The sequence below is a fragment of the Novosphingobium sp. BF6 genome (assembly GCF_058273105.1).
In genome coordinates this window covers 1,365,616-1,380,096 of the sequence record NZ_CM177776.1, presented here as the reverse complement: position 1 = coordinate 1,380,096, position 14,481 = coordinate 1,365,616, and the positions used below count along the sequence as shown (strand labels likewise).

Here is a 14,481-nt window from a genome sequence, read left to right as displayed (position 1 = left end):
ATTTGGCCGGGGAGCCTTCGCGCCCCCGCGGTGGAACGGTTCAGCCGTGCCGCGAGATCAGTCGCAGGCCCGGCGTCGCCGGTCCCATCCGGAAGCGATCGGCTTCCGCCGCCAGGGCGACGATTTCCGAAGAAAGGTTGCGGGCGGCGGCCGAAGTTTCCTCGACCATCGCGGCATTCTGCTGGGTCGCGTGATCCATGGCGCCGACCGCCGTATTGATCTCGCCGATGGCCGCGGCCTGGGCATCGTTGTCGGCGGCGATCTGCCCGGCCAGCCGCGTCACTTCCTCGCCTGACGAAGATATCACCCCGAACGCGGAATCGACCTTCCGCACCGCCTCCACCGCCACTGCTATATCGGTCTGGGTGACCCCGAGCTGATCGCGCGCGCGCTTCGATTCTTCCTCCGCCCGCATCGCCAGAGCCGAGACGAGATCGGCAACCACCGCGAAGCCCCGCCCGGCATCGCCCGCCCGCCCTGCCTCGACAGCGGCATTCATGGCCAGCACGCGGGTCTGGAAGGCAATCTTGTCCAGCCCCTCGATAACCCCGTCGATACCTTTGGCACTATCACTGACACGGCTCATCGCCTGAACCGCCGCATCGGTGCGCGCGCGTCCCTCCAGCACCGCGCCCATCGCCTGTTCCGAAGTCGCCACCGAACGCGTGGCCGCCTGCGCGGTGGCCCGCAACCGCTCGTCGATCTGCTGGATCGCCGCTGCCGTCTGTTCGAGGCTGGCGGCATTGCTCTCGGTCCGCCGCGCGAGATCCTCCGAAGCCTGCGCGATCTCCCGCGAGCCGGTGAGGCTGTTCTGGGTGCTCGCCTTGACCGAACCGAGCAGGCTGCGCAGACTGGCCAGCGCCTCGTTGAAGCTGTCTTTCAGGGCTACATATTGCTCGGGATAGTCAGCAACGATATCGGCGGTGAGGTCCCCTTCGGAAAGACTGCGGAAATTCTCGGCCATGCCCTGGACGACAAGCGCGTTGCGCTGTGTCTCTTCGTTGGCGGCGATTTCCGCCTGCGCGGTCGCGCGGAACTGGAACATCGCCTGGGTCAAGCGCCCCACGCAGTCGCGATATTCAGTGAACTCGATCGGGCTTTCGAGATCGCCCGCCGCCAGCCCTTCCATGCGCATCACAGTCGTGACGTAAGGCCCGGCGATCGCCTCGCGATAGAACACCGCCAGAACGAGCGCCACCAGTGTCGCGCCCAGGGCCACCCAATGGGCGGCGCTTTCCTTCACCAGCAGTCCCGCCCCTCCGGAAACCGCCACAAGCACTACGAAGCTGCCAAAAGAGAGCAGCAATTTCAGACGGATCGGTGCATTAGCCTTGAACCATTCCATTTGGATTCCCCCACCCCTGAGTTGCTCGCCCCGCCGCATCAGAAATCGACAAGATGAGACATCCTCCTGTTTTATAGAAAGGAGCATGGCTTCGGTTTGAGAAATCGGTGAAATTGCAGCCGAACAGGTTCTTTCATGTATCTCAAGAAACCGGGCCCGGTAGCAACTGTAACCGATTGCTCCATCTGCGCATGACGACACATCTTCAATTAAGTGTAATGATTTCAATCGGCAGAGACTTTTCACCAAGGCAGGAAGACACCCATTCGCCGCCCCGGACCGCCCCGCCGGTGGATGAGGAGGCCGAGCGAACTTGCACCGTGTCCCGCGAGTGCTAGGGCAAAGGCAATACCCGAGAGGACAACACCCCGATGACCGCCCCTTCCCCGGCTCCCGCCGCTCTCCCCAAGACCCTGTCCTGGCCGCACCTGCTGGCGCTCGGGGTCGGCTCCATCGTCGGAACCGGCATCCTGACGCTGATCGGTGTCGGCGCCGACCGTGCGGGACCGGCAGTGCTGGTGTCCTTCGCCATCGCCGGTGCCATCTGCGCCTGCGCCGCGCTTGCCTATGCCGAGTTGTCGACGATGATGCCCACCGCGGGCAGCGCCTATAGCTACAGCCACAAGGTACTGGGCAGCACGGTGGGCTGGATCGTCGGCTGGAGCCTGATCCTCGAATATTCGCTGGTGGTCTCGACCGTGGCTGTCGGCTGGTCCGGCTATGCCGCGCCGCTAATCCATGGTCTGGGCTTCCCCAAGGCGCTGACCGAAGGACCGGAACTGGGCGGGCTCATCAACCTGCCCGCCATCGTCATCATCGCGGTCGTCGCGGGCCTGCTCGCCTTCGGCACGCGGGAGAGCGCGCGGGTCAACACGGTGCTGGTGGTCATCAAGATCCTGACGCTCAGCCTCTTCGTCGCCGTCGCCCTGCCCGCCTTCGATGCCGCCAACCTCTCCCCCTTCATGCCCTTCGGCTTCGGCAAGTCGATGAGTCCGGACGGCGTGGAGCGCGGCGTCATGGCCGCCGCCGCGATCATCTTCTTCGCCTTCTATGGCTTCGACGCGATCTCCACCGCTGCCGAGGAAACCCGCAATCCCGGTCGCGATCTGGTGATCGGCATCATCGGCTCGCTGGCGATCTGCACGCTCGTCTACGTTCTCGTCGCGGCTGCCGCGATCGGCGCCATGCCCTTTGCGCGCTTTGCCGACAGTCCGGAACCGCTGGCGCTGATCCTGCGCCAGATGGACCGTGGCGGCGTGGCGCAAGTCGTGGCGATCGCCGCCGTGATCGCCCTGCCCACGGTGCTGCTCGGCTTCCTCTACGGCCAGAGCCGCATCTTCCTCGCCATGGCGCGCGACGGTTTCCTGCCCGCCTCGCTGGCCAAGCTCTCCTCGCGCGGGACTCCGGTGCGGGTGACGACGATGACCGCGATTATCGTGGCGATCCTCGCCGGAATCCTGCCGATCTCGGAAATCGCCGCGCTGGCTAATGCCGGAACCCTGATCGCCTTCGCGGCAGTCGGCACCTGCCTGATCGTCCTGCGCAAGCGGGAGCCGGAAGCCCATCGCCCATTCCGCGTGCCAGCCGGGATTTTCGTCGGCGCCGCGACGATCCTCGGCTGCCTCTATCTCTTCGCCAGCCTGCCGACCAAGACGCTGATCGCCTGCCTCTGCTGGAACGCGCTGGGCGCGGCACTTTACCTCGTTCGCGGCAGGCGACGCGCGGGCTGAGCCTTCCACGAGCTCAGGCTGAGCGGTTTGGGGTTGGGGTGCCAGTGATGACGATCTTGTCAGGACTATAATCCAAACCCCGCCCAGCCTGAGCCTGTCGAAGGCCCGGCAAAACCGACCAGTTGGCGCAAGCCCGGCGGCGTGCTAGCCGCAAGCCATGCTGACCATCAGGCAGATCGAGATATTCCGTGCGGTGATGATCACCAAGACTGTGAGCGGTGCCGCGCGCATGCTGGGCACCTCGCAGCCCGGCCTCAGCCGCATGCTCGGGCACATGGAGGACAAGCTCCACTTCCGCCTGTTCGACCGCACGCGCGGAAGGCTGGTCCCGACCAACGAGGCCCGCGTGTTGTTCGAGGAGATCGAGCAGATCTACAAGGGCTTCAACGACCTCGAACATGTCGTCCGCCGTCTCGCCAAGGGAGAGGATCGCACGTTCCGGGTCGGCGCATCGCCCTCGCTGGGCCATTCCGTCGTGCCGCAGATGCTCTCGCGCCTGACCACCAACTACCCCGACCTCACCATCCAGTTCGACATTCTCTCGGTGGAACAGGCCGACGACTGGCTGGCGCTCCAGCGCGGCGACTATGCGCTGACGGTGTTCCCGATCGACCATCCCAACGTGCTCTCCAGTCGCATCGGCAACGGCCGCATGGTCTGCGCCGTGCCTGCCGGGCATCCCCTCGCCGAGCGCAAGCGGATCACCGTCACGGACCTCAAGGGCGAGCGCATCCAATCCTTCCAGGAGGACACCCCCCACGGCCGGATCATCGCCCGAATGTATGCCGATGCGGGCGAGGAACTGGAAGTCTCGACCTATATCCGTTTTGCCGAAACCGCCGTGGCCTTCGTCGCGCAGGGCATGGGCATCGCGCTGGTCGACAGCTTTACCGCCATGCAGCCCCATGCCGATACCGTGCGCTTCCTGGAGTTCGAGTCGCCGGGCCTCCTGCCCGTCTACGTCAGTCGCAACCTCGACGTGGCGCGCACTCTGGTCGGGGAAACTTTCGAGGAGATCGCCCGCAACATCCTGATGAACTTGCCAAGAGTTATAACCCATAACATAACGCTATAAGTCACAGTCCCGCAATGTCTGGCAATGCGCCCCCGGATCAAACACCGTTGATCCAGCTCGCAAGGTTCACAAGTCCCGGCACCGAGCAGCCGGACGACAACAGGCGCAAGGCAAGCGCCGCCGAGGATGGGAAAGGCGTTACCATGGCCAGCTATTCCGCCGCAGGATCGGTATCCGTGCGTCCTTACGTGACGGTCGGCGAGTCCGCCTCGCAGAACGTCGACGGCTGGACCGCGCGGCAGGTGCTCGTGGTCGCCGTCTGCTTCCTGCTCAACATGCTTGACGGCATGGACGTGCTCATCCTCTCCTACGTCGCCCCCGCTCTTTCCGCCGACTGGAAGGTCAGCCCGGAAAGCCTCGGCGTCGTGTTCAGTTCCAGCCTCGCCGGCATGGCCGCGGGCGGCCTGCTGATCGCGCCGCTGGCCGACAAGTTCGGCCGCCGCAAGCTCATCATCGCCTCGCTCGTGATGATGACCGTGGCGATGTTCGGATCGGCGATCGCCGGTTCGATCGCCGAACTAATCGTCTCGCGCTTCGTCGTCGGCATCGGCATCGGCACCGTGCTCGCCAGCATGGCCGCGCTGACCGCCGAATATGCACCGGCCAAGCACCGTACATTCGCGGTGGGCTTCCTCCAGGCGGGATATCCGGTCGGCGCGACGCTCACCGGCTTCATCGTCGCCCATCAGATCGACACCCACGGCTGGCAGGCCATGTTGCTGGGCGCGGCTACGCTCTGCCTGCTGGCGCTGCCGCTGGTCTGGGTCCTCCTGCCGGAATCGGTCGATTTCCTGCTGGCCCACCAGCCCAAGGGCGCGCTCGCCAAGGCCAATCGCCTGCTCCCCTCGCTCGGCCGCCCCACCCTGGAAGCCCTGCCCGAGCGCCGCACCGCCGAAAGCCATTCCGTCGGCCTGCGCGGCGTGCTCGGCGAAGGCCGCACCACCGGCACGATCCTGCTCTGGACCGCCACGATCTTCGGCTTCATGACCCTCTACTTCGTCATCAGCTGGATTCCGAAGCTCGCCGTCGAGGCAGGCCTGCCCTCGACCCAGGCGATCTACGCCGGTGCGGTCTACAACATCGGCGCCTTCATCGGCATCACCTCGATCGGCCTGATCGCCAGCCGCATCGACCTGCGCCGCCTGATCCTGCTCTACATGGTGCTGGCCGCCGTCGCCCTGGTCGTGTTCGGCGCGGTCTCGATGACGATCGCCGCGACGCTGCTGACCGCCTTCTTCATCGGCGCCTTCATCCAGGGCGGCTTCAACGGCTGCTACCCGCTCGCCACCAGCTTCTACCCGCCGCAAGTGCGCAGCACCGGCCTCGGCTGGGCCATGGGCGTGGGCCGCATCGGCGCGGTGATCGGCCCGATGCTCGGCGGCGTGCTGCTGGCCGAGAAGGTGCCGCTTTCCGCCATCTTCGCGATCTTTGCCGTGCCCGCCGTACTGGCAGGCCTCGCCGTGACGTTCATCCGAATGCCCGGACAGCGCTGAGCGCTCCACCGTTACCAAGGACTTTGACATGACCACGCCCGCTGCGGCTCCCTCGCGCTCGTCCATTCTCTGCGGCCTGATCGGTTCCGGTATCGGCGGATCGCGCAGCCCGGCCATGCACCAGACCGAGGCCAAGGCGCTCGGCCTGCCGCTGGTCTACCGCATCCTCGACAGCGACGTGATCGGCTTCGGCGCGGAGGACCTGGGCGACTTCCTCAAGACCATGGCGGCGCTCGGGTTCGACGGCACCAACGTCACCCACCCCTTCAAGCAGGCGGTGGTGCCGCTGATGGACGAACTCTCGGAGGCCGCCGCCAAGCTCGGCGCGGTCAACACCGTGCTCCTGCGCGACGGCAAGCTGATCGGCGACAATACCGACTGGTCCGGCTACCGCGCCAGCTTCCTCGCCTCGCTCGGCGTGTTACCGCGTGCGAACGTGGCGATGATCGGCGCGGGCGGCGCGGCCTCGGCAGTCGGCTATGCCCACCTCGATCTCGGTGCCGAGCGGCTGGCGATCTTCGATCCCGCCACCGAGCGCGCGGAGGCTCTTGCAAAGCGCCTCGCCGCACTGTTCCCAGAGGCCGAAGTGGTCGCCGCCAGCTCGGCAGCCGAGGCGATCTCGGACGCGAACGGCGTGGTGCAGTGCTCGCCCGTGGGCATGCTCAGCCACCCCGGCCTGCCTTTCGACCCGGCACTGCTGACGCGCGACATGTGGGTTTCCGATGTGATCTACTTCCCGCTCGAAACCGAATTGCTCAAGGCCGCGCGGGAAATCGGCTGCGCCACGCTGAACGGCGGCGGCATGGCGGTGATGCAGGCCGCCCACGCCTTCGCGCGCTTTACCGGCCGGGAGCCGGACGTGGAGCGCATGCTGGCGGACTTCGCAGCGGCCAGCAAGACGGTTTAAGAAAAGAAAGGTCGATCGCATCCCAAGGCGTTTCGCTGGAAGGTTTTGGATAAATTCCAGCGAATTCAGATATTGATCAGGCTCTCCCGTTGGCTCTAGAACCGGCGTGGACAGTGCGCGCAGTTTTGCGTCACGATCGATAACGGGGGACGTACCATGAAGTCGTCGATGATTTTCGGCCCGGTCGCAGCTCTGACACTTCTTTCCGCGACAACCTCGTCGGCGCAAGTTCAGGAGACGGCCCCTGTATCGGCATCCGACGAAATTCCTGAAGGCTTCACCCGCGCAGCGGACGGCACCACGCTGATCCACACCGCCAGCGGGCTGCACTTTCCCGCCGAGTTCGACGGCTTCAAGCGCCTGAACGAAAAGACCTTCGACCCGAGCGGCGAATATATCGCCATCGGTTACGACCGACCGCTGGACTCCGGCCGGGATCACCTCGTCGTCCGCATGGCTATCGTTCATATCGACCAGATGTCGGCCCGCGATCACTACATGATCATGCGTCAGGCGGCGATGTCGCACTTCGCCGCCCCGTCGATCGCGTCGGAAGGCCCGGCGAAAATTCCGACCAACCGGCGCCTCGAAGCCTATCGCGGCACGTTCAGCGGCTATCGCGACAACCAGCCCTGGCTCTTCAGCCTGACAACCGTGAACTACGGATACTGGAGCGGCCGGATGACCGCCGCTTTCCCGCAGAAGAACGCGGTGGAAGCCGAAAAGCATCTTGGCATTTTGCTGGGAGAAGTCCGCTCGCAGAAGCCCAAAGCGCCGAAGCACTGATCTCTCGGAACTTTCAGACTGTTGATAGGTATGGATTTTTGCAGCATAGCCCGGCCATGATCCGCAAGATTGCTCTTTCCATCGCCGTCATGGCGTCAGGCAGCGCACCGGCCATGGCCGCTGCCCCTGACTTTTTCGCCGCCGCCTTGTGCCAGCCGCCTTACACGACCGCTGTCGCCACGGAACTTTACGAAGCCGCCGAGAAAATCGCCCAGCCGGATACTTCCACGCTTGGCGCCGCGATCTATCGCTTGCCGGAACCGATCGAGAGGGACGGGTTCACCACGCAGGACGTGGTCTTCGCGGGCATGTCGGTCGGCGTCCTCCTCGATGGGCCTGTCGCGGCCGAACTCGCCCGCCGCTACGGCCTTTCACCGGAAGAGAGCCACTTGCTCGGTGCCTCCACCCTTGGTTTCGCGCGCGTCCTTCCCGACGACCAGCAGACACTCAAGGATCTCGGCCTCATTTCCATCGTCGCCCGCGAAGGACCGGCCATGGAGGGTAAGACCCTGCTGGCTTGCGAATTCGTCTCTGATGAGGACCGCAAGGCCTTGGAAGCTTACGAAAACGGCGACCACTGACGCACAACCCTGACCGGAAAGCATGAAGACTTTCCGGTCAGGTCGGCCTGTTCGATCAGCCTCGCGAGACGCCCGGTCGCGTGATCTGCGCGGCCCAACCTTCGATGCCGAGACGCTCGGGAAGGTTCTTCAGCACCCCGTCCAGCGCCTGACCGGGACCACCGGAGCAACCGCGCTGGTGCGTGGCGGTCGTCGTGCGTCCCGCCGCGTCGGTCCAGGTGATCGTATAGGAGGAAGTATCGCTGATCGCCGCGTCGCATTCGACATGGGCGGTCGTTCCGTCCGCGGGCCGGAAGGGCGCCAGCGCCTCGGCCAGCGCGCGGTAAGTCTTTTCTCCCGCCTCCCGCTCCTTCACACCCAGCACCGCCGTGTGGCGCTGGCCTTCGAACGTCACGGAACCGGCGGGAGCCACCCGCACATCATAGACCGGACAGAAACCGAAACACGGCCCGACCGCGATCGCGATCGTTTCCGGCACTGCAGCGGGCGGCGGCGCGGAGACCGGCCCGGCCGACTGCGGGGAGCAGGCTGCAAGAGCGAAAACGCCTGCAACCGCCAGCAAGCTCGATGGAAAGAGATTCGATTTAGGCACCTGAAAAGCTCCCGTTCATTGCGACAGCCGCCAAATAGCATCGCGAAGCTTAACCCAAGACGGAGCGGATTGCCGGGAGCCTCGGAAATTTTCCGGCCTCTCCGGCTCCGCTCCCGACGGGACGTGAAATTGGATACAGTTTGGATCCATCATCAAAGAGATTCCGCTCCGCTAGAATCGCTATCTTGTAGTAAACCTGCAAAAGCGTTACGCCCTGCCGATAATACCACTATGATACCGGGGATTTGGGATGACGCGACGTACGGGCCGATCCGGCACCTTCCTTTCGATACTGCTGGCTAGCGCCGGACTGAGCGGTGCTCTGGCCGAGAGCGCCACGGCGCAAGTGCCCACCCTGCCCGCGATCTATCCTGCCCCTGCGTCGATGGAATTGGGCCGGGGCCATGTCGCACTCGGAACCTCGGTCGTTCTGGTCGCCGCCCCCGGTACCGAGCCTGAAACCGTCTCGCTGATCCGCGACATCCTCAAGGCCTCGGGTGTCGATAATATCGAGACCGCGCGGAGCCTGCCCGCCACGCTCCGGCAGACCTATATCGTGATCGGCACCGGCAATTCCGCCCCCGTGCGCGAGGCGTTGAAGCGCAGCAAGACCACGCTCGACACCCATGCAGAGGGCTATACGATCGCCTCCACGGCCACGGATAGCGGCGCCCTCGTCGTGCTGGCCGGTCAGGACGGCGACGGCCTGTTCCATGCCGCGCAGACCTTCCGCCAGCTCGCGCACCGTCCGCAGTTCCCGGCCCTGGTCATCCAGGACCACCCGGCCATGCCGATCCGGGGCACGATCGAAGGCTTCTACGGCACGCCGTGGACAATGGCGGACCGCACCAAGCATCTCGATTTCCTCGCCACCGTAAAAGCGAATACGTACGTCTACAGCCCCAAGGACGATCCCTACGCCCGCGACCGCTGGCGCGAGGCCTACCCCGCCGCCACGCTTTCGCAGCTGGGTACATTGGCGGCGACGGCACAGCGCAACCATGTCGATTTCGTCTATGCGGTCTCGCCCGGCCCCTCGATCTGCTTCTCCGACCCCGCCGACCGCAAGGCGCTGGAAACCAAGCTAGATGCCGTGCGCGCGATCGGCGTCCACAGCTTCTACGTCGCGCTCGACGACATCGAATATACCAAGTGGAACTGCGAGGGCGACAAGACCGCCTTCGGACCCTCGGGCGCGGAAGCCGCCGGTGTCGCGCAGGCCAAGTTGCTGAACGCGGTGCAGGCCGACCTGCTGCGCAAGGATCCGAAGTCGCGCCCACTCATCATGGTGCCGACCGAATATTACGACGCGAAGGAAACCCCCTACAAGGCGGCCCTGCGCGAACACCTCGACCCGCGCGTCGTCGTGCAGTGGACCGGCACCGACGTCGTGCCGCCCGCGATCTCGATCCCCGACGGCAAGCAGGCGACCAAGGCCTTCGGACGCAAGACCCTGCTCTGGGACAACTATCCGGTCAACGACTATGCCCAGACCACCGGCCGCCTGCTGATGGCGCCTTATGCGCGCCGCGAAGCCGGGCTTTCCTCGGAACTGAGCGGCATTCTCTCGAACCCGATGAACCAGGAAGCGCCGAGCCGCGTCGCCGTGACCGGCCTTGCCGCCTTCGCCTGGAACGACAAGGGCTACGACGCCGACCTGACCTGGCGCGCGGCTGCCCGCGACCTTGCCGGTGGCGACGAGAAGGCAACGCAGGCGCTGCTGACCTTCTTCGACACCCAGCACATGGCCCCCACGTTCGGCAGCCAGCCCTGGCAGGAACAGGCACCGAAGCTGAAGGCCGCGCTCGACCGGGTGCGCGAAGCCCTTGCCGACGGCGACCATGCCGCACGCAAGGCGGCACTTAGCGATCTCGGCCACCGCGCCGACGAACTGGCGGGCGCACCTGACGTAATCCGCTCGGGAACCGTCGATCCGGCCATTGCGGAACAGGCGCGGCCCTGGCTCGAAGCGATGCAGATCTGGGGCCGCGCGCTCCAGTTGACAGCGGCTGGTCTCGACGCTGCGAACAGTGGCAATGCGGCGGCTTCGCGCTACTTCGCCGAGGCGAAGAAGCTTGCGGCGGAAGCTTCGGCCGTGCAGTCAATCCCCGGTGCAACCCGCTTCGACGGCCCGATCAAGATCGCCGACGGCGTGCTGGACCGCTTCGTGGCCGACGCGCCCACGCTGATCGGCTCGGCACGCTAGAACCGATCGATATCGCTTGCGAAGACCAGAGCATCGCCTAGTCTCCGCGCGATGAAGATCGAAAGGATTGGACTCCCCTCGGCGCGGCGGATCGCGCTCGCCGCGCAGGGGTTTGGCCGCAGCAGGCCGGAAACGCCGGATATCGGCCATCTGCGGCGCACGATCGAGCGGGTGCACTTGCATCAGATCGACAGCGTCAACGTCCTCTCCCGTGCGCATTACCTGCCAGCGTTTTCGCGCCTCGGCACCTACGACAGGGCCGACCTCGATATTCTGTCGTGGGGACCGAAGCGTCAGCGCAAGCTGTTCGAATACTGGGCGCACGAAGCCTCGCTGTTGCCCTTCGATATCCACCCGCTCCTCCGCTGGCGCATGGCAAGCGCCGATCGCGGCGAGACCGGCTGGGGCCGGATGCGCCTCTATGCCACCGAACGCCGCGCCGAAGCCATGGCGCTGCTGGAGCGCATCCGGCAGGAGGGTCCGCTCGCAGCTTCCGATTTCGAGGCGCACAAGGGGCAATCCGGCTGGTGGGAATGGAGCGACACCAAGCGCGCGCTAGAATGGCTGTTCTGGGCGGGCCACATCACCACGGCCACCCGCCGGCGCGGCTTCGAGCGGGTCTACGACCTCACCGAACGGGTTCTTCCCGGCAACGTGTTCGCGGTTCCGACACCTTCCGAGGCCGATGCCCACCGCGCCCTGATCGAGCGCGCCGCCCGCGCCCACGGCATCGCCACCGACAAGGAACTGCGCGACTATTTCCGCCAGTCGCCGGAACAGGCCCGCCCCGCCATCGCCGCCCTTGCCGAGGAAGGCGTGCTGGTGCCGGTCTCCATCGAGGGCAAGCGCCACGCGTGGCTACACCGCGAGGCCCGCCGCCCCCGCCGCATCGAGGCCCGCGCCCTGCTCGCCCCGTTCGATCCGCTGATCTGGGAGCGGGACCGCACCGAACGGCTGTTCGGCTTCCATTACCGGATCGAAATCTACGTACCTGCCGAAAGGCGCAGGCACGGTTACTACGTCCTGCCCTTCCTGCTTGGCGACCGGCTGGCGGCGCGGGTCGACCTCAAGAGCGACCGGGCGGCATCCCGGCTGATCGTCCAGTCGCTCCATCTGGAAGCCGATGCCCCTTCCCACACCCGCGAAGCCCTGAACGCGGAACTGGACGAAATGGCGCGCTGGCTCGGGCTGGACGCCGTTCACGTCGTGCAAATGTGATCTCGATCATGGACGGAGCCGAAACCGTTTTCGATAGTTCTTGCTGCTATCCCGGCCCTGTCGTGCCATCAAACCCGCAAGGAACCGACTGATGAACCGCTTGCACACCCTTTCGCTCGTCACCGCCGCCTTGGCGCTGAGTCCCCTTCCCGCCGTTGCGCAAGGTGCAGCACAAGCAAACCGGCCGGAAGCTGGAAATCCGGAGCAGCAGCGCAAGACGCTCAACGAGGAACAAGCCCGCGCCGCACGGGCGCAAGTCGAAGACAATGTGGCCCGCGAACAGGCCCGCGAAGCGACCATCGCCACCGAAACCGCAAGGCGCCAGCGCGAGGAAACCGCCTACAACGAAGCCGTGCGCAGCCACGAGGCCGCCGTGCGCGACTACGAAGCGGCCCACGCGCAGTGGGAAGCCAGCAATCCCTACTGCAAGCGCAACGATCCGGTGAAATGCCCCCGCTGAACGGCGGTTTGGAACCCATTCCTACAGATAGAGAAGGGGCGTTTCGGCGCCCCTTTTTCCTTGCTCGATCCGCCCCTGTTTGACTCTTATTTTTATGTAGTATACTACATATATATCACGACGCATCGAGGAGAGGACGAGACGATGCAATTTCACCTGAACGGATTCCGCACCGGCGACCCGGCCATTTCCGACCCCGAACCCTCTACCCGCGCGACGGAAGAAGTGGACGTGCTCATCGTCGGCTGCGGTCCCGCCGGTCTGACGCTGGCAGCCCAACTGGCCCGATTCCCTGCGATCCGCACCCGCATCGTCGAGCGCAAGGATGGCCCGCTCACGCTCGGTCAGGCCGACGGGATCGCCTGCCGCACGATGGAAATGTTCAACGCCTTCGGCTTTGCGGATCGCGTCACCAAGGAAGCCTACTGGGTCAACGAGACCACCTTCTGGAAGCCGGACGACAGCGAAGCCCGACGGATCACGCGCCATGGCCGCATCGCCGATACCGAGGCAGGCCTTTCGGAATTCCCCCATGTGATTCTCAACCAGGCCCGCGTCCATGACTTCTACCTTGAAGCCATGCGCAATTCGCCAAGCCGGCTCGTGCCCGATTACGGTTTGCAGCTTGTGGACCTCACCGTTCCGGAAGATCCCGAAGCGCCGGTGCTGGTACGTCTCCAGCCGGTCGGCGCACAAGGTGATGACGGGATCAAACAGGTCCGCGCCCGCTATGTCGTCGGCTGCGACGGTGCGCGCAGTCAGGTCCGCAAGGCCATGGGCCGCCGTCTCAGCGGCGAAACCGCCAACCAGGCCTGGGGTGTCATGGACGTGCTCGCCTATAGCGACTTTCCCGACATCCGCCTCAAGACCGCCATCCACTCGGCGAACGCGGGCAGTATCCTCATCATCCCGCGCGAGGGGGGCTACCTGGTGCGTCTCTATATCGAACTGGACAAGCTCGGAGAGGGCGAGCGCGTCGCGGCGAAGAACATCACCCAGGACCAGTTGATCGCCGCTGCCCAGCGGATTCTCCATCCCTACGTGCTCGACGTGAAGGAAGTGGCGTGGTGGTCGGTCTACGAGATCGGCCAGCGCATCTGCGACAAGTTCGACGACGTGCCCGCCGGGGAGGAAGCGTGCCAAGCGCCCCGCGTCTTCATCGCCGGGGACGCCTGCCATACCCACAGCCCCAAGGCGGGCCAGGGCATGAACGTGTCGATGCAGGACGCCTTCAATCTCGGCTGGAAACTTGCTGCCGTGCTTCAGGGGCAGGCGGCGCCCGACCTGCTGCACAGCTATTCGGCCGAGCGCCAGGCAATCGCCAAGGAGCTGATCGACTTCGACCGCGAATTCGCCGCCATGTTCAGCGCCAAGCCGAAGACCGACGAAGACGAAAACGGCATCGATCCCGCCGAATTCCAGCGCTATTTCGTCAAGCAGGGCCGCTTCACTGCGGGCACCGCCACGCGGTATCGTCCCTCGCCGCTCACCGGGGATGGCAAGCACCAGCATCTGGCCGAAGGCTTCCAGGTCGGCATGCGCTTCCACTCCGCACCCGTCGTGCGCCTCGCCGATGCCAGGCCGATGCACCTCGGGCATGTCGCCGAAGCGGATGGGCGCTGGCGGATCTATCTGTTCGCAGGCAGGGACGCTCTTGCTGCCGACGACGCCGTCGGCAAACTCTGCCGCTTCCTCGATAATGACCCCGGCTCGCCACTGCGCCGCCACACGCCGGCCGACGCCGACAGCGATGCCGTGTTCGATATTCGCGCCGTGTTCCAGCAGTCGCACCGATCGTTGTCGATGGACGCACTTCCCGATCGGCTCTGGCCGCGCAAGGGAAGGCTTGGCCTGCGCGATTACGAAAAGGCCTTCTGTGTCGATCCCGAGGCCGGAGACATCTTCGCCATGCGCGGAATCGATCGGGACCGCGGCTGCATGGTGGTGGTCCGCCCCGATCAGTATATCGCCGAGGTCCTGCCGCTCGATGCCCACGACCGGCTCGGCGCCTTCTTCGACGCCATTTTGAACGATCAGACCGTCAAAATCGTTACAAAACAACCGGCAGAGGCCAATCTCGCGTAACAT

At 65.2% G+C, this 14,481-nt stretch carries 12 protein-coding genes; 10 read left to right on the top strand and 2 right to left on the bottom strand.

Annotated features, from left to right (window positions below):
- Nucleotides 1-40: 40 nt before the first annotated feature.
- Nucleotides 41-1,345: a methyl-accepting chemotaxis protein gene (locus AC4D6D_RS21280; protein WP_491327518.1), complete on the bottom strand. Its 1,305-nt coding sequence runs from the start codon at nt 1,343-1,345 to the stop codon at nt 41-43.
- 371 nt (nt 1,346-1,716) lie between these two features.
- Between AC4D6D_RS21280 and AC4D6D_RS21275 the strand changes: the two genes are divergently transcribed.
- The 6 genes from AC4D6D_RS21275 to AC4D6D_RS21250 all read left to right on the top strand — a co-directional run bounded on the left by AC4D6D_RS21275 (nt 1,717) and on the right by AC4D6D_RS21250 (nt 7,917).
- The gene (locus AC4D6D_RS21275; RefSeq protein WP_491327517.1) at nt 1,717-3,075 is read left to right on the top strand and encodes an amino acid permease; all 1,359 of its coding nucleotides are present in this window, start codon (nt 1,717-1,719) and stop codon (nt 3,073-3,075) included.
- Between the two features lie 157 nt (nt 3,076-3,232).
- Entirely contained in the window at nt 3,233-4,150 is a 918-nt protein-coding gene (locus AC4D6D_RS21270) for a LysR family transcriptional regulator (protein ID WP_491327516.1), read from the top strand.
- 143 nt (nt 4,151-4,293) lie between these two features.
- A complete protein-coding gene (locus AC4D6D_RS21265) occupies nt 4,294-5,643 on the top strand; it encodes an MFS transporter (protein WP_491327515.1) in 1,350 nt (449 codons plus the stop codon).
- A 28-nt stretch (nt 5,644-5,671) separates the two neighbouring features.
- Nucleotides 5,672-6,550 carry a shikimate dehydrogenase gene (locus AC4D6D_RS21260; RefSeq protein ID WP_491327514.1) on the top strand — a complete coding sequence of 293 codons (879 nt, stop codon included), beginning with the start codon at nt 5,672-5,674 and terminating at the stop codon, nt 6,548-6,550.
- Between the two features lie 156 nt (nt 6,551-6,706).
- The gene (locus tag AC4D6D_RS21255) at nt 6,707-7,336 is read left to right on the top strand and encodes a hypothetical protein (protein ID WP_491327513.1); all 630 of its coding nucleotides are present in this window, start codon (nt 6,707-6,709) and stop codon (nt 7,334-7,336) included.
- A gap of 56 nt (nt 7,337-7,392) precedes the next feature.
- Complete coding sequence (locus tag AC4D6D_RS21250) at nt 7,393-7,917, top strand: hypothetical protein (protein ID WP_491327512.1); 525 nt, start codon at nt 7,393-7,395, stop codon at nt 7,915-7,917.
- Between the two features lie 55 nt (nt 7,918-7,972).
- On the opposite strand, the gene AC4D6D_RS21245 is transcribed toward AC4D6D_RS21250, so the two are convergent.
- Nucleotides 7,973-8,479, bottom strand: coding sequence for a DUF6438 domain-containing protein (locus AC4D6D_RS21245; protein WP_491327511.1), 507 nt, complete (start codon nt 8,477-8,479; stop codon nt 7,973-7,975).
- Between the two features lie 280 nt (nt 8,480-8,759).
- Between AC4D6D_RS21245 and AC4D6D_RS21240 the strand changes: the two genes are divergently transcribed.
- The 4 genes from AC4D6D_RS21240 (at nt 8,760) to AC4D6D_RS21225 (ending at nt 14,478) form a co-directional block, all read left to right on the top strand.
- The gene (locus AC4D6D_RS21240) at nt 8,760-10,715 is read left to right on the top strand and encodes a glycoside hydrolase family 84 protein (RefSeq protein ID WP_491327510.1); all 1,956 of its coding nucleotides are present in this window, start codon (nt 8,760-8,762) and stop codon (nt 10,713-10,715) included.
- Nucleotides 10,716-10,766: 51 nt separating this feature from the next.
- Nucleotides 10,767-11,933, top strand: coding sequence for a winged helix-turn-helix domain-containing protein (locus AC4D6D_RS21235; protein ID WP_491327509.1), 1,167 nt, complete (start codon nt 10,767-10,769; stop codon nt 11,931-11,933).
- 91 nt (nt 11,934-12,024) lie between these two features.
- The gene (locus AC4D6D_RS21230) at nt 12,025-12,393 is read left to right on the top strand and encodes an adhesin family cell surface protein (RefSeq protein ID WP_147217439.1); all 369 of its coding nucleotides are present in this window, start codon (nt 12,025-12,027) and stop codon (nt 12,391-12,393) included.
- Between the two features lie 144 nt (nt 12,394-12,537).
- Nucleotides 12,538-14,478, top strand: a complete 1,941-nt coding sequence (locus AC4D6D_RS21225; protein WP_491327508.1) for an FAD-binding monooxygenase — start codon at nt 12,538-12,540, stop codon at nt 14,476-14,478.
- Nucleotides 14,479-14,481: the final 3 nt, after the last annotated feature.

Excerpts from the sequence above, each read along its gene's own strand:
- AC4D6D_RS21280 (WP_491327518.1), bottom strand. The coding sequence starts at position 1,345 with ATGGAATGGTTCAAGGCTAATGCACCGATCCGTCTGAAATTGCTGCTC.
- AC4D6D_RS21275 (WP_491327517.1), top strand. The coding sequence starts at position 1,717 with ATGACCGCCCCTTCCCCGGCTCCCGCCGCTCTCCCCAAGACCCTGTCC.
- AC4D6D_RS21270 (WP_491327516.1), top strand. The coding sequence starts at position 3,233 with ATGCTGACCATCAGGCAGATCGAGATATTCCGTGCGGTGATGATCACC.
- AC4D6D_RS21265 (WP_491327515.1), top strand. The coding sequence starts at position 4,294 with ATGGCCAGCTATTCCGCCGCAGGATCGGTATCCGTGCGTCCTTACGTG.
- AC4D6D_RS21260 (WP_491327514.1), top strand. The coding sequence starts at position 5,672 with ATGACCACGCCCGCTGCGGCTCCCTCGCGCTCGTCCATTCTCTGCGGC.
- AC4D6D_RS21255 (WP_491327513.1), top strand. The coding sequence starts at position 6,707 with ATGAAGTCGTCGATGATTTTCGGCCCGGTCGCAGCTCTGACACTTCTT.
- AC4D6D_RS21250 (WP_491327512.1), top strand. The coding sequence starts at position 7,393 with ATGATCCGCAAGATTGCTCTTTCCATCGCCGTCATGGCGTCAGGCAGC.
- AC4D6D_RS21240 (WP_491327510.1), top strand. The coding sequence starts at position 8,760 with ATGACGCGACGTACGGGCCGATCCGGCACCTTCCTTTCGATACTGCTG.
- AC4D6D_RS21235 (WP_491327509.1), top strand. The coding sequence starts at position 10,767 with ATGAAGATCGAAAGGATTGGACTCCCCTCGGCGCGGCGGATCGCGCTC.
- AC4D6D_RS21230 (WP_147217439.1), top strand. The coding sequence starts at position 12,025 with ATGAACCGCTTGCACACCCTTTCGCTCGTCACCGCCGCCTTGGCGCTG.
- AC4D6D_RS21225 (WP_491327508.1), top strand. The coding sequence starts at position 12,538 with ATGCAATTTCACCTGAACGGATTCCGCACCGGCGACCCGGCCATTTCC.